This is a genomic window from Bordetella muralis, assembly GCF_965139205.1.
Lineage (GTDB): Bacteria > Pseudomonadota > Gammaproteobacteria > Burkholderiales > Burkholderiaceae_B > Bordetella_A > Bordetella_A muralis.
On sequence record NZ_CBCSIU010000003.1, the window covers coordinates 93,379 to 115,256 of the forward strand.

Sequence of the window (21,878 nt, forward strand, 5' to 3'; positions counted from 1 at the left end):
ATGAAAGCACCATTGTAGGACTATTACGTCCAATTTTTCCAAACTACATTGGTCTCATTCGTCCCAGGAACGTCCTTGAAAGGAAAATTTGACGTGAACAAATTGACAGACAAAGTCGCCATCATCACTGGCGGGAACAGCGGTATCGGTCTGGCCACCGCGAGGCTTTTTATCTCGGAAGGCGCATACGTAGTGATCGTCGGACGCCGTCGCGACGCGGTGGACGGCGCTGTGGCAGAACTCGGGCCGAGGGCCCTGGGCGTCACTGGCGATCTGGCAGACCTCGCGACACATGACCTCGTTGCGGAGGCCGTAACTGAACGCTTTGGCGGCGCTGACATCTATATGGCGAATGCAGGCGTCAACACGATTACGCCTTCAAACGCGGTCGGAGTCCAGGAGTACGACGCTCAGTTCGACACCAATACGCGAGCCGTATTCTTTGGCGTCCAGAAGATCGCACCGGTGATGCGTAACGGTGGCGTGATACTGTTGACCAGTTCGATAGCGAGCGGCAAGGTCCTGGAAGGACATGCCGTCTATGCCGGGACAAAGGCTGCGATTGAGGCCTTTGCACGAAGTTGGACGCTCGAATTCAAGGACCGCGGCATCAGAGTGAACGTCATCAGCCCGGGGCCGGTCGACACCCCGATTCTCGCGAAGCTCGGCATCGCCGCAACTGATCGGCCAGCGTTTGAGACAGGAGTTGCGCAGTCGATTCCGCTAGGTCGTTTAGGTCAGCCTGAGGAGCTGGCGCGCGCTGCATTGTTCTTGGCGAGTAATGACGGGAGCTTCATCACAGGAGTTGTGTTGAACGTTGATGGGGGTATTGCGCTGACTTGAGCGACACACCGCCGCCGATCAACGCCGGCCAAGCAGATCCAGGCAAGAATCCATCTTTGCAAGCATCAATCACGACTCCTCCCCTATCGTGACAGACGCCAAGCCCTCAATCCCCCGACTGCGTCAGCATGGAGCGAGGCAGATTGATCAGAAAATCCGCCAATCCTTTGGAGCTCTGTGACAGACTGATGTGGTGCGACATTTTTTCCTGAGCGAGCATCGCGTCGCCCGCCAGAATCGCTTGTAACAACTCCTCGTGCTGATCGTACGACTCACGCAAACGACCCACCGCGGTGAAGGCATGCTTTAAATAGGCGCCAGTACGCGCGCGCAACCGTAGCAGCTCTTGGCGCAAATACGGATTGCGGCATCCTTTGTACAGCACCTCGTGAAAGTCGTGATTCGCCTGCCGCCAGCCGTCTGCGTCTTCCGCTTCGATCACCGCTGCCGCCTCGGCATGGACGCGTGCCAACTCGGCACGTTCTTGCTGCGTCATCCGCTGGCAAGCCATGCGGGCGGCCACGGCCTCCATTTCGCCCAGCAGCTCCCACACGGCCAGCAACTCTTGCACGTCCATTTTGGCGACAGTCATGCCGTTACGCGGCAAGCTGTTCAGCATGCCTTGGACTTTCAACTGCAATAGCGCCTCGCGCACGGGCGTGCGCGACACATTGAACTGCGCCGCCAGTTCATTTTCATCTATGGCGTCACCAGGCAAAAGAACGCCGTTCCGGATGTCGTCCTCGATGGCCAGGCGGATTTGTTCGCTGATTTTCACGTTTATGAATACATACAAACACTGATATAGAAAAATTATAAGGTGATTTATAAATATATTTATGAGATCGGAAAATACATGAAAACACCAACCCCTCGCCCACTCGTCGATGTGAACACGGCCCTGGCCCCCCGCCAGGAGGACGCCATCGTTGCTGCATTGCAGAATACGCTCGCTCTCCAGCACATCGTTGCAAGCGACACCGAGTGCGCGAATATCGCTAGGACTTTGCGGCGCATAGCTCCGCCCGACGATGACGTACTGCCGAGGAAATCGGCGTGACACAGACCGCTCTTCGCACACCGGCAGGACTGCCCACCAGCATTGGCGCCTTGCGCGCCTTGCTGCGTGACGGCGAACTGACCGTACCCGAAGCGCTGACCGTCCAACAGCAAGCGTTGCGCGAAGATCGCTGGCATTGTGTCGTGCACGTACCGGAATTGCCCGAAGTCCCGCAGGATGCGTCATTGCCTCTGGCTGGCGTGGGCGTGGCGCATAAAGACATCTTTGCCCTGCCGGACCGGCTCCCCAGCTGCGGCGCGGATGGCCCACCATCAGGATGGTCGGCAACACGACATGCAACCGTGGTGCAGCGCCTGACAAACGCAGGCGCCCCCCCGTTGGCGATGCTGGGGATGGCACCATTCGCCGGTGGAGCAACCGCCGAGAACAGCGCGTATCCGCCTATGCACAATCCGATCGATCCCGTTGCCGCCGTGGGCGGCTCGTCCAGTGGGTCAGGCGTCGCCATAGCGGCCGGATTGTGTTACGCCTCTCTAGGTACCGATACAGCAGGCTCGGTACGCATGCCGGCCGCGACCTGCGGCATAGTAGGGCTGAAAACCACCCATGGCCTGATTCCCACGCAAGGCGTGGCGCCGCTGGCGTCTTCACTGGATACGGTAGGACTGCTGGCGCGCAGCAGCTCGGATGTGATGGCAACCTTGAGCTGTGCGTTGACCGCCGCTCAAGCGCGCAAACTGCATGCCACGTATGAGGCGGCGCAACGCGACGGTTTACGCATCGCGGTGAGCTGGACACATGCGAATCCAACTGGTGAGCTTTCGCCCAGTGTTGCGCAAGCCTTGGATTCATTGTCCTGCGCACTAAATGTCCCGGCAGAGCGTTCAATAAAAGACTTACGCGAATTGCAGCGTTTGGCAGAAATATCGCTGTATGCGGAAGCGGCCAGCGTGCATGCGCCAGCACTGCGCGCTGGCACACAGCTGCCCGCCCTGGTTCGCAACCTGGCGCTGACCGGCTCGGTCATGCCGGTCACTTGGTATCTAGATGCCCGTCGCGAGCAGTCGGGTCGATGCCAGGAATTCCTGAGCACTGCATTGGCCGATGCCGACATCCTGCTCACCCCTGCCCTGCCGCGCGGCGTGCCAGATCGCAAGATCGTCACGACGACATCCGCCGACTTTCAACCACGCGAGCTCGTGGCCATGTTCAGTTGGATGTCGTTTGTGAATTATCTGGGTTTACCCGCCATCGTTGTGCCTATTGGCCGCGATATGGGCGGACGGCCTATTTCTGTTCAGGCGATTGCCCGCCCCGGCAACGAGGGTCTGCTGCTGGCATGGGCGCAGCAGGTAGAACAACGTTGGCCAGACGCCTTTTCGTCTTTATCCCCTTCAAATAAAGAAAGAAACCAGACATGCCTCAAATAACTGCGTCAAAAGCCTTGCAGCGTTTCCGTGTGTTGGACTTATCGCGTGTGCGCGCAGGCCCGACTTGTGTACGTATGCTGGCCGACTTTGGCGCCGATGTGATTCGGGTCGAACCGCCGGCGGGCATAGATCCCAATGAGGCCATGTTCGCGGCCGACCGATGGAGCGGCGACTTTCAGAATTTAAACCGCAACAAACGATCATTGACCTTGAATCTCAAGACTGCCGAAGGCCGCGAGGTGCTCAAGCGGCTGGCCGCCGGCGCCGACGTGCTGGTGGAGAACTGGCGTCCCGATGTCAAAGCGCGCCTGGGCGTAGATTATGAGTCATTGCGATCGATCAATCCCCGCATCATTCTGGCCAGCATCTCCGGATTCGGCCAGGATGGTCCATATGCCAAGCGGCCTGGGTTCGATCAGATCATCCAGGGCATGGGCGGGCTGATGTCGGTCACGGGCCTTCCTGGACAAGGCCCCGTGCGCGCGGGGTTGGCCGTGGCCGATTCCAGCGCCGGTCTATACGCGGCGCTCGGCATATTGACGGCCTTGCTCGAACGCGAACAGTCCGGGCAAGGCCAATGGCTACATACCTCCTTGCTCCATGCGCAGATTGCGATGATGGATTTTCAAGGAGCGCGATATCTCAATGACGGAGACATCCCTCGCCAAGAAGGCAACGATCATCCGACCAGCAGTCCGATGGGCCTGTTTCACGCGAAAGACGGTCAATTCAACTTGGGAGCGTCGGGTGAAGGCAACTGGAAGCGTTTTTGCGAAGCCATCGGGCACACCGAATGGATGGACGATCCCGAATTCGAAAATGAAAAGCTGCGCGTGAAGAATCGTCAGCGCTTGAATCAAATGATCCAAGCCGTCTTCATGACGGCGACGGTGGCTGACTGGGTCCAACGCCTGAACGCGGCGGGCGTTCCCGCGGGGCCGGTGTATTCGGTCCCACAGATGTTCGAAGACGAACAGGTCCGGCATCTAGGGGTGGCCAAGACCGTAGCCGCCTGGCAGGGAGGGCAACGCACCATGATTACGCAGCCCGTCACACTCGCACGTACGCCAGCCGACATCGCCCGCACGGCGCCTGGCTGGGGGGAACACACTGATGAGGTATTGCGCGAGATTGGCTATGACGAGCGGGACATTGAGGCACTGCGCGGCGCAGGCGCCGTCTGAGAGGGAGGTGACCAAGATGAGCTCAGTGCATACTCAACCAGGGCATTTGAAAGTCGATGAGACAAACGGCATCGTCACGATCCATATCTGCAATACGACACGCTTTAATGCCATGTCGCTCTCGATGTGGGAGCAGATGGCCGTCATAGTCGCGCAAGCAGAACGATCAACGACTACCCGCGCGTTGGTGTTGACCGGCGAAGGTGACCGTGCATTCATGTCGGGTGCGGACATTTCCGAGTTCGGCACATTACGCAATGATCCCGAACAGATCGCGCGTTATGGCCTGGCCGTGAACAATGCCCAGAATGCGCTCAGCGAAGCGCGGTATCCGACCATTGCCGTGATTCGCGGCATCTGCATGGGCGGCGGTATGGGTCTGTCGTTGGCTTGTGATCTGCGCTATTGCACGGATGATTCACGTTTTCGTATGCCGGCAGCCAAATTGGGATTGGGTTATGCCCGCCCTGGTGTCCAACGGATGCGCGAAGTTCTAGGCAGCGCCCGCACCACAGAGCTCTTTATGACCGCTCGCACCTTCGACGGTATCGAAGCCGCCCGTATTGGAATGGTGCATGAAGTATTTGCTCACACGAATTTCGATCAAATCGTCGCCGAGCGTATTGCCGCAGTGTCTGGCAATGCGCCGTTGACGATCAGAGCAGCCAAGCTGGCATTACGTCATCTGGCGGGAGGCGAGAATGCGCCGTCGAGCAGTGAGGTCGACGCCGCTACCGACGCCTGTTTTTTGAGTCAGGATTACCAAGAAGGGCAACAAGCCTTTCGCGACAAGCGCCCGCCAGCGTTCAAAGGGCGATAGCGTTCAATATCGAGTCATCATCCGAAGCTTCGTTGGTACACCTTGCGGTCCTTAATAAATGATCAGGGGAAGTGAAAATGAAAAAGTGCAATGTGTTGATGTTGGTCGCCGCTCTCGGCATGTACTGCGGCCTGGCCCAGGCAGTAGGCCCCCAGCCTCCAGCAGCAAAAGAAAAACAAGTCCTGACCGTGGGCTTCGTCAAGGTGGGGCATCTGTCGCCCATTCTTGACGTCCCTGAGGCGGTAAAAGCGTGCAACGTCGAAATCAAACCCATCGAGTTCGTGCGCTATGCCGACGCGCGTACCGCGTTGTTGTCGGGGTCTGTCGATATCTCGGGCATAGGGCCTGCAGATCTCGCCATCGCGCTGGCGCAAGGCAGCGACAAGCTGATCGGCCTGACAGGCGTCGCGGCCTCACCCAAATACCTCGTCACGCGTAAAGGGGTAAAGATCGAGGATTGGAAGGACATCGCGGGCAAGCGTATCGGTATTGCACCGGGTTCGGCGGTATGGTTCCAGTGGGCGGCCACACTGGCCGAAAAAGGCGTCCCATACAACAGCTTCACGGCGGTAAATATACAGGGTGGCGGTACGGCATTCGTGCAAGCGCTCAAGCGCGGAGACATCGATGCCGTCGCGCTATGGGAACCCTTCGAATCCCAGTTGGTGGCCGACGGCACCGCGACATTCTCCAAGAATCTCGAATACAGCCAATCAAAAGCCGTAGGTGCGGAACTCGGCTTGCTCGCTGCGACTCGCGATGCAGTGACCAACAAGCGCGAAGCCGTAAAATGCTTTCTGTGGGCCTACAAGTCAGCGGAAGAAAAGCTCGCCAAGGACCCAGAGCTGTTTGCACAGACCTACTCGAAATATACCGGCCTGCCCCTCGAGGTCACTCGTGAATCCGTCAAGCTTATCAACCTGGGCGGCGTGCTGGACCTCGAACAGTTGCAACGTCAAGCCAAGACCTTCAATGAATTAGGCGTCATCCCGAAAGACGTCAGCGGCGAGATAAGCAAAGTCTGGGATCCCAGCCTCTTGAAAGAAGTCATGTAATCATTGCGCCCTGTTCGTTACCGGAAGGAAACGAGCATGGGTAGAGGAGTCGCGTGTGAGCGAATCAAGTGCAAAAATCCCCCTCCCGACCGTGGCTGGGCGAGCTGATCGGCGCCATAACGCCGCGCTGAAACGAACCGCCCTGGCGCTATTGGTACCCGTACTCGTCTTGATTGGTTGGCAGTTGATTGGCCAGTCTGACCAGTTCGCCGGTGCGGTCCCCACACCAGGCCGTGTAGCCTCGGCCTGGTGTGACTGGATCTTCGCCGAGCCGGGAATGGGACTCAACCCTTATCTGGGAACCTGGTTAAGCAATGTTCAATACTCCACCATGCGTGTGATCCAGGGCTTTGCGCTGGCGATGCTGCTGGGTATCCCGCTAGGGCTGGCGATCGGCTGGAGCCGTATCGCATCCCTGACACTGGACCCGATGGTACAAGGCCTGCGGCCCATACCGATCACAGCATGGCTGCCCTTTTCGATTGCCGTATTCGGTATTCGCGATATGGGCTCAATCTTTCTCATTTTCCTGGGAGGTTTCTACGCCATCGTCGTAAACACCACGCAAGGCGCGCGCGACATTGATCGAAATCTGGTGCGTGCAGCGTCGATGATGGGCGCCTCGTCGAGTCAGTTGCTGCGCCGAGTCGTGCTGCCTGCGGCCATGCCCTCGATCTTCACAGGTCTGCGCATCGGGCTGGGCATTTCCTGGACCGCGGTCATCGTCTCGGAGATGGTGGCCGTGAAATCGGGGCTGGGCTACGTATTGTGGGACGCGTATTACGTCGGCCGCATGGACATCGTGCTGGCGGATATGGCTTCCATAGGATTGATGGGCTTCATCAGCGATCGCCTGATCGTCGCGGTGGAACGCAAGGTCCTGGTATGGCGCATGCTGCAAAATCATTGAGAAACCCATGTCTGATATTTTTGTAAGTGACCTCAGCAAGACCTACGGCGGGGTGTCCCCAGTCCAGGCGCTCGACAACATCGATTTGACGGTCGAGGCGGGTGAGTTTGTGGCGCTACTAGGCCCATCCGGCTGTGGAAAATCCACGCTGTTGAACCTCATCGCCGGTTTCGAGACACCGTCGTCCGGCACCTTGAAAGTCGGCGGCGAACCCGTCACATCCCCAGGCCCTGCCCGCGGCGTTGTCTTTCAGGAAGCGGCGCTATTCCCTTGGTTGAATGTATGGGAAAACGTCGTATTCGGCCCAAAGATTGCAGGAAAGCCCAAGAAGGAATATGTCGAACGGGCCGAAGACATGCTGGACATCACGGGGTTGTCCGCATTTAAAAAACACCTGCCAGTGCAATTGTCCGGAGGCATGCGCCAACGCGTAGGCATCGCCCGTGTCCTGACACTGGGATCGAAGGTGCTGCTGATGGACGAACCGTTCGGCGCACTCGACGCACAGACCCGCCTGACGATGCAGGAACTGCTGCTGTCGGTTTGGCAAAAGCTGCGAACAACCGTGGTCTTTGTGACCCACGACATCGATGAAGCCATCCTGCTGGCCGATACGATTTATGTCATGTCCGCACGTCCGGGGCGCATCGCCACTCGAATCACCGTTCCCATCGAACGTCCGCGCAGCCTGGATCTGATCACCAGCGAGGTTTTCAACGGCCTCAAGCGCGACATCATGCAACAGATGCGTCACTGAACTGGACCACCATCATGGCAAACCCTAGAGTTCCCTATGCGTTTTCAAATGACCGCCCTCCATTGACACCTCCGGCGGCAGGCAAGATTCTCGTGCACCTGGTGGTCAATGTCGAGAACTGGAGCCTCGACCAACCCATGCCGCGAACCATCATCACGCCGCCGCACGGCAAGGAAACGGTACCGGACGTGCCGAACTTCAGTTGGGCAGACTATGGCATGCGCGCCGGCTTGCCGCGGATGCTGGAGGCCATCACGTCTCGCGGTCTGCCTGCATCAACGAGCTGCAATGCCAGTGTGATCGACGCCTATCCCCGCGCGGCACAAGCCATGCTGCAAGCCGGCTGGGAATTCATCGGTCACGGCATGCACCAGAAATCCATCAATCACGGCGGCTCCGAACTCGAGACTATCCAGGCATGTCTGGAGAAAATCAAATCGTTCACCGGCCAACGCACGCGCGGTTGGCTCAGCCCCGGGTTGCGCGAAACATACGATACGGCCGATATTCTGGCTGCCAATGGGGTTGATTATGTTTGTGACTGGGTCATCGATGACCTGCCCCATTGGATGAAGGTCAAAGAAGGCCGCCTCATTCAGATGCCCTACAACCTGGAGCTGAACGACTCGGTCATTTACGCGGTTGAAAAACATTCATCGCCAGAATTCCTGCTGCGCTTGCAACGCACGCTCGCGTTGTTCGAACGCGAAATCGAAAGACAACCCAGAGTGCTGGCGCTCGGCCTTCATCCCCATTTGATGGGAGTACCGCATCGCTTCGGTTATCTCGAAGAAATGCTGGATCTATTGGTGCAGCATCCGCAGGTGGTCTTCATGAATGGCAGCGCAATAGCCGATTGGTTCATGGGTCAAGAGAGATAACCCATGCCTGTTCCCCATCGCCGCAATACGTCTCTCGCGATCCACGCCCATGCAGGCGCAGCGCGGCAAACAACATGACGCTCGCCGACCAGTTGGCCCAACACTGCGCTCGCCCGACCTGCGCAATCGATCGCAAACGTGCCAGTTTGCACCTGATGGCGTGGACCGGCGCAGCGGCATTGGCGGCGTCAGCACCATCTGCCCAGTCATTCTGGCAGGGCCTGAAGGCCTTATCACTGTCTGACGATCCGTGGCATACGCTACTGTTCGAGGCCAGCCTGGGCAGTCTTTTCGAAATGGATGACACGCATCGTCAGGCGCTGGTGCATCCAGCCCCTGTCATCGTCCCTGCCGCGTTCGCCGTTGCCCGCCAGAGCGGCGCCAGTGGACAGGAGACTCTCGATGCAATGGTGCGCGGTTACGAAGCGATGATTCGTTTGGGTATGAGTGTCGGACCCGCACATTACCGTTACTGGCACAACACCTCCACCTGCGGCGCGGTGGGCGCCGCTGTTACCGCGGCGCATCTGCTATGCCTGAGCGCCGGGCAAACGGCACACGCTATCCGTCTTGCGCTGGTGCAGACATCCGGACTATGGCAAACGCGGCTCGATCCCTGCGACGCGAAACCATGGCACCTGTCACGCACTGCACAAACGGGGGTACAAGCCGCCTATTTGGCTCAGGCTGGCCTTCGCGGTCCCGACTTTGCCTTTGAGGGAAAAAAGGGATTCTTTGCCGCGACCTGCCCCGACGCCCGGCCAGAGATGTTGACCGCAGTGCTGGATGCCAATTGGCAGATCCATGCGACCAGCTTCAAACCCTGGGCAGCCTGCCGCCATGCCCATCCGACCATCCATGCTGCCGTCGGCCTGCGTGATGTATGGTCGTCCCAGGTCGACGCACCGTCTTTGACGCAAGTGCAGCACATAGAGATCCGAACTTATGACGATGCCATTGCGTTTTGCGATCGCCCCGATCCATTCGATACCGCCCAGGCGCGGTTCAGTTTGCAGCACAGCGCAGCCGTCGCGCTCTGCCAAGAAGCCCTCTCACCGGCATCATTCGACGCACCTGCCATCGCAGACCCTCAAATCTCCACGTTGCGCAAGTCAGTCCGCTTAGTTGCCGACGCAGAATTCTGTCACCGCTACCCACTTCATTTCGGTGCCAGGGTGACGGTGTACTGGAACAATGGAATATGCCTGAGTCATGCTGTACACGACACATTAGGCGATCCAGAATGCCCTTTAAATGAGACTGAGTTATGGGCCATTGCGGAAGACGCGTTGGCGAGCGCGGGGTGGCGGGAATCCGACCGCCATGCCCGGCTCGCACAGATCCGCGCGCTGACAGAAGACACTACAGGAGCAGGAATGGCCGCCCTGGCCCCCTTACGGCCCAGGGGTACATCGCCGAGCGCATAATCGGTCCTATATCCCCTACACCGACGAAGTATGACTGCGATGTCGCGCTATGAGCGGGGGATCGCATGGACCTGAATAAAATACCGCCTCAGGCGGAATAAACTCCAGGTCATGCATCAGAGCGCCTCGTCGCAGCGCTGCGGCATGGTTCTTGCTGCGGAGCCGAGCTACTCACGGTGGGGGCAAAATGGATTCTTCGGCAAAACTTCCGACAGATGACCTATATCGACTATTAGTCGACGCGGTCATGGACTACGCTATCTATCTCCTGGACCTAAACGGGCGGATAATCAGCTGGAATACAGGCGCCGAGCGTTTTAAAGGTTACACAGCCGACGAAATCATCGGCCAGCATTTTTCGGTTTTTTATACCGAAGAGGATCGAGCCGCCGGTATCCCGCAATTAGCCCTGGCCACCGCGAAAAAAGACGGCCGATTCGAAGCCGAGGGATGGCGAGTTCGCAAGAGCGGAACCCGCTTTTGGTGCAGCGTCGTGATTGACCCCGTCTATGACGACAAAAAGGCGCTGATCGGATTTGCCAAAATTACTCGGGATATTACAGAGCAAAAATTGCATCGGGAGCAACTGCAGGCGGCCCGCGACTCCATGCACCATGCGCAAAGAATGGAAGCCATAGGCCGTTTGACCGGCGGTGTAGCGCATGATTTCAACAACTTCCTGACTGCAATCGGATTCTCGGCCGAATTCCTGAAAAGATCGAAGGAGATTCCGGAATCGATGGCTCACTATGTCGATATCATTTCGGATACCACTGAGCGCGCCGCGCGACTGACTAGACAATTGCTTGCCTATGCAAAGAAACAACCGCTTCAGCCGCATGTATTCGATGTACGAGAGAATTTATCCGCGTTGAGGCAACTCTTTGAGGCATCGGTCGGATCTTCAATCGCGGTAACCTATGAACTGGGCCCGGGGAATTGCACGATATTCGCCGATCCCGGTCAACTAGAATCGACGTTGCTCAATCTTGTGATCAACGCACGAGATGCCATGCCGGCAGGAGGCACACTGACCATAGCTGTCCGACATATTGAGAGCATTCCTTCCTCTACTGCCGATTCCAATAAGCCAGAAGGTCATGTTGCTCTGTCAGTGCGCGATACGGGCACAGGCATTGAGGCGGACATTCTGACACACGTCTTTGAGCCGTTTTTCTCGACAAAGGGTGCTCACGAAAACTCCGGGCTCGGGCTTAGCCAAGTACAAGGATTTGTGCGGCAATCCGGCGGCGACGTGCGAGTACAGAGTGTGCCCGGACAAGGAACGGAATTCACGTTATATCTACCCGCCGCGGAGCCTCTGCTGCGTATCGCCGGCACATCTGTCGATTCAGACCCGAACCGTGACATCGGCGCTGGATATGACATCCTGCTGGTTGAGGACAATGTCATGGTCGGCGAAGTCGTTTTTGCCATGCTAAAGGACCTCGGCCAGCGTCCGGTTTGGCTGAAAGACGCTCCGTCTGCGTTAAGTGCTCTAGAAAAAAATGCTGGGCGGTTCGACATCGCCATCTTGGACGTCGTATTACCGGGAATGAACGGCGTCGACCTGGCCAGACAAATTCGCACGCAGTGGCCCAGCATATACATCTCACTAGCGAGCGGATACAGCGACGTCATAACGGGACCAGAAGCCGTTGAGTTTCCCTTGATGCAGAAACCCTATTCCTTGGACATGCTCAGGGAGGTATTGCGCAAAGGCGCCGCAAGACCCACTGCGGCCCCCTAAGAGGCGGCCGCCCTTTCCTTTCCCCGGGCCCTTGCGCAGCTTGGCAACGGTTGTGTGCTTCGTCAGGTTTTGTCTCGCAATTCATCAGGGCTGCCGCCAAGCTCGGTCCCCGTGGTAGGGTTCGAGTTTGGGTCTGATGCGGTCCTGGAAACCAGGGCCTGCATGGCCGTGAGCTCGTCTTCCTTCAAATTGACGGATGCCTGCCCATCACCGTCTATCGCGCACTGTTTTTCGCGATCGGATTCGTAGACAAAGTTCTCGTCGCTATTCCAGGGGCCTCGCGTGTCCCCATCGCCCTGGGACATATTGAAATAGACACTGGTAAACCGCGGATCGCCAGGCAATTTTCCTGGAGGGAAATTGGGTTCCATCGAGTAAAGCGCCTTCTCGAATGAGCGTTGATGAGAGATCTCACGCGTCATGAGAAACCCCAGAGCTTCCTGTACGCCCGGATCCTGGGTAGCGTTGATCAGCCGCTCATAAATAATCTTTGCTCGCGCCTCTGCAGCGATATTGGAACGCAAATCCGCGGCAGGGTCGCCGATAGTATCTATATAACCGGCGTTCCACAGTTGGCCGCCAGAGTTGACCAACGCGGGACCGCCGCCATAGAGTACCTGTGTGACATGCGAGTCGTTGCCGGGCCCGTTCAGGCGCCGATACATATCGGCTTCAGCTTCAGTAGCTTCCGCCAGGACACCCTTGGCTCCTTTGTTCAGCATCGCCACCATGGTCCCGATGATTTCGAGATGGCTGAGTTCTTCGGTGGCGATGTCGTACAGCATGTCTTTACGGCCCGGATCGTCTTCCGCGAGCGCCTGTGTAAAGTAGCGACAGGCAGCCGCCAGCTCGCCCTGCGGGCCACCGAACTGTTCCAATAGCAGATTCGCCAGGCCCGGATTCGTCTCGGCGACTCGGACGGTGTATTGCAAGCGTTTGTTGTGAGCGAACATAAGGATCTCCGTGACGCTGGACGCGTGGCCCGGCGCAATACCGTAGCCATGAGCCCTGCGGTGTGAATGTGGGACTAGGGGTTTGTTGAGCGGTGCGACTCATCGAGGTCTGCTTTGTGCCGTGTCCCTCGGACGGCGGCGACCCACCAACACCTAGCATCCCGCATTCCTGAGCCCTATGCGAGGCTGGCCGCCTGGCGCATCAGCAAAAATTTCCGATGCGTTCGGAAATTCCGGCTTGAGCAAACTCGGTTGAATCCCTGGCCGTATCACCTACGAAAAACGGATTCCCCCTCACGCCACGATCTTTGCGAACCATGTGATCGTCAGCCCACTACTGCCGCCAAGCCTGCCATCACTTTATCCAGCGTAACCGGGAATTCACGCACGCGAACGCCAGTCGCGTTGTAGACAGCATTGGCCACCGCCGCGCCCGCACCGCACACGCCCAATTCGCCCAGCCCCTTGACGCCCAGCGCATTGGCGTGTTCGTCGGGCTCCTCGAGAAACACGACATCCATCTGCGCGATGTCGCCATTGACCGGCACCAAGTATTCGGCCAAATCGTGATTGACGAAATGTCCATGGCGCGCATCCAACAGCGTCTGTTCCATCAATGCTGCCCCGATGCCCCACGTCATTCCTCCCAGGATCTGCGAGCGCGCCGTCTTGGCATTGAGAATACGTCCGGCACTGATGACCGACAGCATGCGGCGCATGCGGATTTCGCCGGTATCCATATCGACTTCGACTTCCACAAAATGCGCACCGTACGAATGCTGCGAGTACGCTTTGTACGACTCACCCATAGGTCCTACGCTGCCGTCGGCTTGCAAGCCACGGGGCGCTACGCGCGCCATCAACGTAGCGAGGGATTCTGAATGGGAACCTGCGATGACCCTCCCGCCAGCAAAACGCAGCGTGGCCCCATCGGCCTCGCGGTATGGCGATCCGGCAGCGTCGGCAATCTGCCGCTTGATGGCTTGGCAGGCTGCAACCACAGCATTGGTGGTGCTGGCAGCTCCCCACGAACCACCCGAACCGGCAGTGCGGGGATGGCGACTGTCACCCAGCTGTACTCGCACCGCCGACATGGGTACCCCGAGGTTCTCAGCGGCGACCTGTGAGACGATCGTGTAGGTACCAGTACCAATATCGGTCATGTCCATACTGACAGTAACCCGGCCCATCGCATCGATAGCCACGCGGGCGGTGGATGCGCCGATGTAATTAGGGCGGATGGCAGCCGCCATGCCCATGCCGATCAGCTTGCGTCCCTCGCGCACACTGGCAGGCTTGGGATTACGCTGTTTCCAGCCGAAACGCTCGGCGCCGGTATGCATACATTCCACCAGATTGCGGGTAGAAAACGGCACGCCACGCTCGGGGTCTTCAGCGGGTTCGTTACGCACACGCAGCTCGATCGGGTCCAACGCCAAGCGCTCGGCCAGCTCGTCCATGCCGCATTCATAGGCCAGCATGCCAGGCGCCTCCCCCGGCGAACGCATCCATTCGCCGCGATTCAGATCCACCGGCACCAGACGATGACGGGTCAGACGATTGGGGGCAGCATACAAATGACGGGCAAAAACCGCGGTCTGTTCGCAAAACTCCTCAAAGCGGGAGGTAGCGGAATAAACGTCGTAGCCCATCGCTGTCAACCTGCCGTCCGGCTGCGCGCACAGGCGCAACTGATGCACCATGGCCGCACGATAGCCCGCGTTGGCATACATCTGTTGGCGCGTCAGGGCGATCTTGACGGGACGCTGCAATACTCTCGCGGCCAGCGCCGCCAGAATGGCGTCGGCATGAGGAATCAGCTTGGCGCCAAAGCCTCCACCTACGTAGGGGCTGATGATGCGGATACGCTCAGGGGCAACGCGCAGCGTGTTGGCCAGCGTCGCGCGAAAATTATTCAAGGTCTGCGCTGACGCATATACCGTAAGATCATCGCCCCGCCATACCGCAATGGTAGCCTGCGGCTCCATGGGATTATGGCTTTGATACGGTGTCGCGTAGGTCAGATCCAAGGCGATCGCTGCCTGCTTGAACGCGCCCTCGAAGTCTCCCACCGCGCTGTCGGGGGCCATACCCGCATTGACACGTGGCGGCGTATAGGCCTGCCCCAAGCGTGACGTCAGTTCGAAATCGGCCTTTTCCTCGTCGTAGCGCACACGTATCAGACGCGCGGCCGCCCGAGCGGCCTCAAAGGTCTCAGCCACGACGAGCGCAACTGGCTCGTCGTAATAGCGTACGCGGTCGTTGGCCAGAACGGGCCGGGCACGCGTGAAGACGTCCCGCACATTGGGAGGCACGGCGGGGCCAAATTCCGGCTGCGCGGGCGCGTTGCGATGGGTCATGACGTACAAGACACCCGGCGCACGGCGCGCGGCGCTGTCATCGATGTCCGTGACGCGCCCCTTGGCGACGGACGCCCCCAGGATGTAGCCATGCGCGGCCTGCCCGGCTTCGGTGTGTTCGTATGCATAGGTAGCCCGGCCAGTGACTTTCAATCGACCATCAATGCGGTCGATGGGCTGGCCGATCAGGCTCTGATCTTGCATGGATGTGGTCATGGTCAGGCTCGCGAGATTTGGGCGGCTGTCGCCAGCGCCTGTTGCAGGGTCCGTTTGGCCAGCGGAATCTTGAAATCGTTACCGCCGTGTCCTTGTGCCGTTGCCAGGGCAGCCTCGGCGGCCGCCGCATAGGTTCTCTCGGCGGCCTGCTGTCCTGTCAGGCTCTGCTCAGCAGCCACGGCACGCCATGGTTTGGGCGCAATGCCTCCTAATGCAATGTGGGCAGTACGCACTCGGCCCCCTGATGCGTCGAGCACCACAGCGACAGAGACCAAGGCGAACGCATACGACGCACGGTCGCGCACCTTGCGATAGAGCTGATGGCCGCGCGGCGCAGGCGGCAAAGTGACGGCCGCAATCATCTCGCCGTGCGCCAGCTGGGTTTCAATATGCGGCGTCGTACCGGGCAAGCGGTATAGCTCGGTGATGGGCAGACTGCGCGTTTTCCCGTCCGGCATGATGGTCTGCACTGTGGCATCCAATGCCGTCAGGGCCACAGCCATATCCGACGGATGCACCGAGATGCATTCAGCACTGGCGCCTATCACCGCATTCATGCGGTTATGACCTTGCATGGCGGAACATCCCGTGCCCGGTTCACGCTTGTTGCACGGCGTATTGGGATCATAGAAATAGGGACAGCGCGTGCGCTGCAGCAGATTGCCGCCAGTCGTGGCCTTGTTGCGAATCTGGCCCGACGCTCCCGCCAGCAGCGCCTGTGACAGCATGGGATACCGGCTGCGCACGCGGCCGTCAGCGGCCAAATCGCTATTGAGTACCTGGGCGCCAATACGCAGGCCTCCCTCGGGAGTGTCTTCTATGATGGCCATAGGCAGCCGGCTGATATCGACGAGGTGATCGGGCTTTTCGATTTCCAACTTCATCAGGTCCAGCAGGTTCGTGCCGCCGCCGATGAAACGCGCCCGTGGATTTGTCGCGACCGCTTCCGAGGCCTGAACGGCGCTGGCAGCTCGCTCATAAGTAAAGGGCATCATGGGATCAGGCCTCCTTGGCCGCGTCATGGATGGCGGCAACGATGTTGGGATACGCGGCGCAGCGGCAAATATTGCCGCTCATGCGCTCGCGGATCTCGGCATCGGTCAGGGGCGTCATGGGCGCAGCCACATCCTGGCTGACATGACTGGGCCAACCGGCGCGCACCTCTTGCAGCATGCCCACTGCCGAACAGATCTGGCCGGGCGTGCAATAGCCGCATTGGAAGCCGTCACGCGCGATAAAAGCAGCCTGCATGGGGTGGAGTTTTTCATCGTTGGCAAGACCCTCGATGGTGGTGATGTCATCGTCCTCATGCATGACCGCCAATGTCAGGCACGAATTAATGCGACGGCCATTGATCAATACGGTGCATGCGCCGCACTGGCCGTGATCACACCCTTTCTTGGAGCCCGTCAGGCCTATCTCGTGGCGCAAGGCATCCAGCACCGTGGTGCGCGGGTCCAGCGACAGCGCGTAGACCTCAGCATTAACGCGCAAGGTAACGGGACGAGTCGGCAGTGGCGTGGCAGCGCGCGGCACAGCCTGGGCTGCGCGTGCTTCGCGCGCTACGGTCGGCGCCGCGCTTGCGAACAACAGGCCAGTAGCGGCGCCAGCCTGCAGAATTGCGCGTCGAGAGGGACGCGTCGGCGCATTGTTATCCATGAGTCTCTCCTGAAAGTAGGGGCAGGCACTCAGTATGGATAAGATCGCCGAGCCGCTCTTTCAGGAATCAGGATGCGATATCAGAATCCTGGAAACCCGCGCGTTGCCGGTAAGCATAGGGCGTGATGCCGATCACGCGCCGGAACGTCGACGTGAAATGGCTTTGACTGGAAAAACCCAGTCCGAAAGCAATCTCGCTGATCGGAATATTGACGGTGCGCAGCAGCGTTTCGGCCCGCCTCACTCTGCGCTCGATCACATACGCATAAGGCGCCATACCAGTCTCGGCCTTGAAGCGCCGCGCAAAAGTATCGACGGGCATGCCAGCTAAGCGGGCCAGTTCGCTTAGCGAGATCCCGGCTTCGATGTGCGACTCGATGTAGTCGTCCAGACGCTTGAGCACGCCACGGCCCAGGCGAGGCATTTTGGTTGCAGCACCGTTAGATCGCCTTCCAATGTTGCCACCTAGCCGCAGCGATATCAAGGCCAGCACATGTTCCAGGTACACCGCCTCTGGCAGTTGGCCTGCTGCCAGTTCGGCACCGAGCGACGCCATCAGCGCCCGAATGACCGAGTCGCTAGTATTGACGCGCAGCGGCGCGGCGGACAATTGTGAACAGCCCTGCAGATCCAGATTCGGATCGACCCACAACGCGGTGTAGACCAGATCGGCATCGCGGAAATATCCATTCCGCTCCACCCCCGCAGGCACGAAACTGACAACCCCTGAACGGTCGCGGCCATCGTAGATGGGCTTGGCGCCGTCACGCATATGGGTGCGCGCCGTGCCACCGCGCTCGGTCAAGATGATGACGTGCTGTGGCGCCGTCCAGCGAAACTCCGCCTCGCGGCAAGTCCAGCGGCGGCGGTCGATGGTGATCTGTCCGCCGTGCAACGAATGCTTCTGCAACGCCTGTCCGTCAGGCTGGCGCGCGAGAATCTGCCCATTGCCCACCAACGGTTGCAGTAATCGTGCCGTTGCTCGATGTGTCGTATCCATTCGATCATCCTCCCCGCCGATGCGGGCTATGGGTCGCTGAATCGCCTTACCCGCTCAAAGTACACAAAAAAGACGGTCAATTTGCAGTCGTTCAGCTGACAGTTAGGACAGCTTCATGAAGGTGTCACCCCGATTCCCTAGCATGCCCCTCTCACGCGAGCGCCAGGGACGACGGATGTAACGACGGCTATGTCACCGAGCTCTGCGCCCCCAATGCCCGCATATCCCACATCGGAATCAACGAACATGTCTGACTCACTGAAAAATATCCACCGCCGTCAATTACTGAAGTTCATTGCTGGCACTCCGGCATTCCTCCCCCTGGGCGCAGCCGCCACCGCGATGCTNGCNGCCTGCGGCAGCGGCANTGACGATGATGACGACGATGAGTCAACCCCTACCCCCGCCCCCCAGATCAAATCCGCCACGTTCGTCGGCATGCCGGCTCCCGCCGCGAGCAGCCCGGCCGAACTGGCCTCTACTTCCGTGAAATCGGAACTGGTACTGGAGTTGACCGACGGCAGCACCGTCAATTACAAGCTGGCCTACCAGCCGTTCTTCATGACCGGCGACATGGTGCCGGACGGCAAGGGTGGCGAGATTCTCGCTGGCGGCTACTATGACATCAACAACCAGCCATTGATGGACACCTCCGTGCCTGGAGATGTGAGCCAGTTCTACTCGGACTGTCCGGACGGCACCTCGTTCTTGACAGTCGAGGGAGCACAAGTCGACGGCGTCAAGGGCAATACCGTATTTGCGGTAGTGCAGTTCGAATACAAGAGCAAAGCCAAAGACGGCTCCAGCACCTACGGTGCGCTACCGTCGCCGATTGCGGTGCTGACGCTGGATCAGGACCCTGAAACCGGCAAGCTCACACTGGTCAAGTATCACAACGTCGACACGTCGAAAGTCCATGGGCTGTGGATCACATGCGGCGCGAGCCTGTCGCCCTGGGGCACGCACCTGTCCAGCGAGGAATATGAACCAGACGCTTTCGATATGAATCAGGGCGGCCAGTCGCTGTCCACACTCAAGGCCTACAGCAAATTCACCTACGGTGACGAGACCAGCGCCAACCCCTACAACTATTGCCATTTGCCCGAGATCGTCGTGAACCCCGACGGCACCGGTACGGCCAAGAAACATTATTGCCTCGGCCGCATCTCGCACGAGCTGGTCCAGGTCATGCCCGACCAGCGCACCGTGCTGATGGGTGACGACTACACCAACGGCGGCCTGTTCATGTTTGTGGCCGACAAGGAAGCTGACCTGTCCGCCGGCACGCTGTACGTAGCTAAATACACCTCGGCCCTGAGCGCCCAGTCGATCGACCAGGCAACCGCCGGCAGAATCCAATGGATCAAGCTCGGCCATGCCACAAGCGACGAAATCTCGGCACTGGTGAATACCGACAATATCCAACCCACCGACATCATGGACGTGGTGAACGCAACCACCGCACCAGACAACACCTACACGTCGGTAACGCTCAACAAAACGCAGCGTTGGGTCAAGTTGGCCGACGAGAGCGACAGGACGCACAAAGCCGCTGCGTTCCTCGAAACCCACCGTTATGCCGCACTCAGAGGCGGCAGCATGGCCTTCACCAAAATGGAAGGCACAACGGTGAACGCGAAGGACAAGATCGCTTATTCCGCCATCGCCAACATCACCGATTCAATGGTCGTGGGGCTGTCCGGCTACGTGCCCGAGCACAACGTGCATTTTCCCAAGAAAGTCAATGCCGGTTGCGTGCTCCAGCATTTCCTGGGCGGCGGCATGGTGGACTCGGATGGCAATGCAATCAACAGCGAATGGGCGCCGCAAAGCACTGCCGTGCTCATCGCCGGTGAAGACCTGCCATCTGGCACGGCCGATGGCCTGGGCAACACCAGCAATCCTGATCTGATCGCCAGCCCCGACAACCTCAAGTTCTCGGAACAACTGCGTACTTTGTTCATTGGCGAAGACAGCGGCAACCACTTGAACAACTTCCTGTGGGCATACAACGTCGATACCAAGTCGCTCGAACGTCTATTATCATGTCCAGCCGGCGCCGAATCCACCGGCCTGCACGCCGTGGATGAGATCAACGGTTGGACCTACATCGCCAGCAACTTCCAGCACGCGGGCGACGAGTGGGCGCGTTATATGAACAAGGCCGACGAGGCTGGATCTTCGATCACCACCGGTGGCTTGCCGGCCGCGCTCATGGCCCAGATCGATGAAGCCATCGACAAGAACTTCAAGGACAAGAACGGCGCCTACGTGGGATATCTGACTGGTGATGTAAGTGCGATCAAGCTGAAATAAAGCGTAGAAGTGAGCTCGAACGAATCGGCCAATCCGTGGTGATTGGCCGATTTTTTTTCAACCGCTGGCGGCATTCCTCATGCTGCGGTGCAACAGCGGTCGAGGGGGCTTGAGGATCTTCATCCATAGCGATAAATTAGGTGTAACGACGTCATGGACACAGCCTCCGCAAGAGGACTGCAAAATCGTTGGAGCACGCGAATGGATATCATCGAAGCAATCACTTCGCACACAGATGCGCTGCAATTGCCGCTTTACGCCGTGACGGCGAGCGCTATACAAAAAGCGGATACTCCGATCATCCTTACCTTGCATTGGCACGGGTTCCACCGTGACCGTGAGTCAATTGGCACGCTGCAGTCTGTTGCGGGTTCCGCAATCCAAGTCAACCAGCGTTGGCACGACTATGCCGTGATTGATCGCGCCATGTTGGACGCAGGCTGGAAATTCGGAGCCTGGGATGTCGAACGTGTGGCAGAACCCGCGTGGTATCGCCTTAACGCGCCAGTATCCGAAGCGCTGGCATGCCGCAGGGCCTTCGCTGATTATTCGGATCTGCCGCGCTCGGACGATGCAGTGATTGTCGAGGCACCTGACCAGCAAGCGCTGCTCGAACTCGCCTCTCGCCGAGGCTACGTTCGTTGGCTATTCCGGCCACGCAAAGGAGGCGTATGGAGCCAACTCGATGAGGACGACTGTACCTTGGACGCCGATGGCGGCCGCTCGGCTCCATGTCCCGTCGCATTACAACGAGAAGGACGCGAGCTACGCCGGAAGGTGCTTTACCGTTTGGGAAAAGGCAGAGATTTTCTGATTCATTAAGTTTCATTTAGAATCAAAATTCCCTCTTGAAGCGCCTTTCCGGCGCCCATAAATTTCTTGCGCATCCGCCTGGATGTACGGCGCACGCGGGGCCATTCGCAGCGCCGGCTTTCACTTTTTGATGATCAAGACTTCAGGAGATAGAGTCATGAAGATCCGTCCCCTTTACGACCGGATTATCGTTAAGCGAATCGAACAGGAACGCAAAACGGCTTCCGGCATTTTCATCCCAGACTCGGCAGCTGAGAAGCCAGAGCAAGGCGAAGTCGTCGCCGTCGGGCAAGGCAAGCGTACCGCCGATGGCTCGATACGGGCACTCGAACTCAAAGCTGGCGACCACGTGCTTTTTGGTAAGTATTCCGGCCAAACCGTGAAAGTCGATGGCGAAGAGCTGCTCGTCATGCGCGAAGAAGATGTCTTCGCTGTGCTCACGCCCCAGGATACTCAATTGAAAAAAGCGGCCTGACGCCACGA

18 protein-coding genes and 1 pseudogene are annotated in these 21,878 nt (G+C 58.7%); 13 read left to right on the forward strand and 6 right to left on the reverse strand.

What is annotated here, in order from left to right:
* Positions 1-93 precede the first annotated feature (93 nt).
* Positions 94-843, forward strand: a complete 750-nt coding sequence (locus ACNA0I_RS07080; protein ID WP_415805372.1) for an SDR family NAD(P)-dependent oxidoreductase — start codon at positions 94-96, stop codon at positions 841-843.
* Positions 844-949: 106 nt separating this feature from the next.
* Here ACNA0I_RS07080 and ACNA0I_RS07085 read toward each other — a convergent pair whose 3' ends face one another.
* Complete coding sequence (locus tag ACNA0I_RS07085) at positions 950-1,621, reverse strand: GntR family transcriptional regulator (protein WP_415805373.1); 672 nt, start codon at positions 1,619-1,621, stop codon at positions 950-952.
* 278 nt (positions 1,622-1,899) lie between these two features.
* On the opposite strand from ACNA0I_RS07085, the gene ACNA0I_RS07090 reads away from it, so the two are divergent.
* The 9 genes from ACNA0I_RS07090 (at position 1,900) to ACNA0I_RS07130 (ending at position 12,078) form a co-directional block, all read left to right on the forward strand.
* Positions 1,900-3,294, forward strand: a complete 1,395-nt coding sequence (locus ACNA0I_RS07090) for an amidase (protein ID WP_415805374.1) — start codon at positions 1,900-1,902, stop codon at positions 3,292-3,294.
* Positions 3,282-4,478: a CaiB/BaiF CoA transferase family protein gene (locus ACNA0I_RS07095; protein WP_415805375.1), complete on the forward strand. Its 1,197-nt coding sequence runs from the start codon at positions 3,282-3,284 to the stop codon at positions 4,476-4,478. Before ACNA0I_RS07090 ends, ACNA0I_RS07095 begins: the two co-directional genes overlap by 13 nt.
* Before the next feature lie 16 nt (positions 4,479-4,494).
* Complete coding sequence (locus ACNA0I_RS07100; protein ID WP_415805376.1) at positions 4,495-5,298, forward strand: enoyl-CoA hydratase; 804 nt, start codon at positions 4,495-4,497, stop codon at positions 5,296-5,298.
* A 77-nt stretch (positions 5,299-5,375) separates the two neighbouring features.
* Positions 5,376-6,353 (forward strand): ABC transporter substrate-binding protein, encoded by a 978-nt coding sequence (locus ACNA0I_RS07105; RefSeq protein WP_415805377.1) that lies wholly within the window; start codon positions 5,376-5,378, stop codon positions 6,351-6,353.
* 55 nt (positions 6,354-6,408) lie between these two features.
* Positions 6,409-7,263, forward strand: coding sequence for an ABC transporter permease (locus ACNA0I_RS07110; protein WP_415805378.1), 855 nt, complete (start codon positions 6,409-6,411; stop codon positions 7,261-7,263).
* 7 nt (positions 7,264-7,270) lie between these two features.
* A complete protein-coding gene (locus ACNA0I_RS07115) occupies positions 7,271-8,020 on the forward strand; it encodes an ABC transporter ATP-binding protein (protein WP_415805379.1) in 750 nt (249 codons plus the stop codon).
* 14 nt (positions 8,021-8,034) lie between these two features.
* Positions 8,035-8,901 (forward strand): polysaccharide deacetylase family protein, encoded by an 867-nt coding sequence (locus tag ACNA0I_RS07120; protein ID WP_415805380.1) that lies wholly within the window; start codon positions 8,035-8,037, stop codon positions 8,899-8,901.
* A gap of 74 nt (positions 8,902-8,975) precedes the next feature.
* Positions 8,976-10,328 carry an MmgE/PrpD family protein gene (locus tag ACNA0I_RS07125; protein WP_415805381.1) on the forward strand — a complete coding sequence of 451 codons (1,353 nt, stop codon included), beginning with the start codon at positions 8,976-8,978 and terminating at the stop codon, positions 10,326-10,328.
* Between the two features lie 187 nt (positions 10,329-10,515).
* Positions 10,516-12,078, forward strand: a complete 1,563-nt coding sequence (locus ACNA0I_RS07130; protein WP_415805382.1) for an ATP-binding protein — start codon at positions 10,516-10,518, stop codon at positions 12,076-12,078.
* Positions 12,079-12,140: 62 nt separating this feature from the next.
* On the opposite strand, the gene ACNA0I_RS07135 is transcribed toward ACNA0I_RS07130, so the two are convergent.
* The 5 genes from ACNA0I_RS07135 to ACNA0I_RS07155 form a co-directional block, all read right to left on the reverse strand.
* A complete protein-coding gene (locus ACNA0I_RS07135; protein WP_415805383.1) occupies positions 12,141-13,031 on the reverse strand; it encodes a manganese catalase family protein in 891 nt (296 codons plus the stop codon).
* 326 nt (positions 13,032-13,357) lie between these two features.
* Positions 13,358-15,607 carry a molybdopterin cofactor-binding domain-containing protein gene (locus ACNA0I_RS07140; RefSeq protein WP_415805384.1) on the reverse strand — a complete coding sequence of 750 codons (2,250 nt, stop codon included), beginning with the start codon at positions 15,605-15,607 and terminating at the stop codon, positions 13,358-13,360.
* Between the two features lie 2 nt (positions 15,608-15,609).
* Positions 15,610-16,602, reverse strand: coding sequence for an FAD binding domain-containing protein (locus tag ACNA0I_RS07145; RefSeq protein ID WP_415805385.1), 993 nt, complete (start codon positions 16,600-16,602; stop codon positions 15,610-15,612).
* 4 nt (positions 16,603-16,606) lie between these two features.
* Entirely contained in the window at positions 16,607-17,266 is a 660-nt protein-coding gene (locus ACNA0I_RS07150) for a 2Fe-2S iron-sulfur cluster-binding protein (RefSeq protein WP_415805386.1), read from the reverse strand.
* Positions 17,267-17,333: 67 nt separating this feature from the next.
* The gene (locus tag ACNA0I_RS07155; RefSeq protein WP_415805387.1) at positions 17,334-18,266 is read right to left on the reverse strand and encodes a helix-turn-helix domain-containing protein; all 933 of its coding nucleotides are present in this window, start codon (positions 18,264-18,266) and stop codon (positions 17,334-17,336) included.
* 368 nt (positions 18,267-18,634) lie between these two features.
* On the opposite strand from ACNA0I_RS07155, the pseudogene ACNA0I_RS07160 reads away from it, so the two are divergent.
* The 3 genes and pseudogenes from ACNA0I_RS07160 to ACNA0I_RS07170 form a co-directional block, all read left to right on the forward strand.
* Positions 18,635-20,582: pseudogene (locus tag ACNA0I_RS07160) on the forward strand (PhoX family protein); the annotation flags it as partial.
* Positions 20,583-20,783: 201 nt separating this feature from the next.
* Complete coding sequence (locus ACNA0I_RS07165) at positions 20,784-21,404, forward strand: diguanylate cyclase (RefSeq protein ID WP_415805388.1); 621 nt, start codon at positions 20,784-20,786, stop codon at positions 21,402-21,404.
* A 148-nt stretch (positions 21,405-21,552) separates the two neighbouring features.
* A complete protein-coding gene (locus ACNA0I_RS07170; RefSeq protein WP_415805389.1) occupies positions 21,553-21,870 on the forward strand; it encodes a co-chaperone GroES in 318 nt (105 codons plus the stop codon).
* The last annotated feature ends 8 nt before the right edge of the window (positions 21,871-21,878 follow it).

Bases quoted from the DNA above. Each gene is read 5' to 3' on its own strand.
- ACNA0I_RS07095 (WP_415805375.1), top strand. From the start codon at position 3,282: ATGCCTCAAATAACTGCGTCAAAAGCCTTGCAGCGTTTCCGTGTGTTG.
- ACNA0I_RS07100 (WP_415805376.1), top strand. From the start codon at position 4,495: ATGAGCTCAGTGCATACTCAACCAGGGCATTTGAAAGTCGATGAGACA.
- ACNA0I_RS07105 (WP_415805377.1), top strand. From the start codon at position 5,376: ATGAAAAAGTGCAATGTGTTGATGTTGGTCGCCGCTCTCGGCATGTAC.
- ACNA0I_RS07115 (WP_415805379.1), top strand. From the start codon at position 7,271: ATGTCTGATATTTTTGTAAGTGACCTCAGCAAGACCTACGGCGGGGTG.
- ACNA0I_RS07120 (WP_415805380.1), top strand. From the start codon at position 8,035: ATGGCAAACCCTAGAGTTCCCTATGCGTTTTCAAATGACCGCCCTCCA.
- ACNA0I_RS07125 (WP_415805381.1), top strand. From the start codon at position 8,976: ATGACGCTCGCCGACCAGTTGGCCCAACACTGCGCTCGCCCGACCTGC.
- ACNA0I_RS07130 (WP_415805382.1), top strand. From the start codon at position 10,516: ATGGATTCTTCGGCAAAACTTCCGACAGATGACCTATATCGACTATTA.
- ACNA0I_RS07135 (WP_415805383.1), bottom strand. From the start codon at position 13,031: ATGTTCGCTCACAACAAACGCTTGCAATACACCGTCCGAGTCGCCGAG.
- ACNA0I_RS07140 (WP_415805384.1), bottom strand. From the start codon at position 15,607: ATGACCACATCCATGCAAGATCAGAGCCTGATCGGCCAGCCCATCGAC.
- ACNA0I_RS07145 (WP_415805385.1), bottom strand. From the start codon at position 16,602: ATGATGCCCTTTACTTATGAGCGAGCTGCCAGCGCCGTTCAGGCCTCG.
- ACNA0I_RS07150 (WP_415805386.1), bottom strand. From the start codon at position 17,266: ATGGATAACAATGCGCCGACGCGTCCCTCTCGACGCGCAATTCTGCAG.
- ACNA0I_RS07155 (WP_415805387.1), bottom strand. From the start codon at position 18,266: ATGGATACGACACATCGAGCAACGGCACGATTACTGCAACCGTTGGTG.
- ACNA0I_RS07165 (WP_415805388.1), top strand. From the start codon at position 20,784: ATGGATATCATCGAAGCAATCACTTCGCACACAGATGCGCTGCAATTG.
- ACNA0I_RS07170 (WP_415805389.1), top strand. From the start codon at position 21,553: ATGAAGATCCGTCCCCTTTACGACCGGATTATCGTTAAGCGAATCGAA.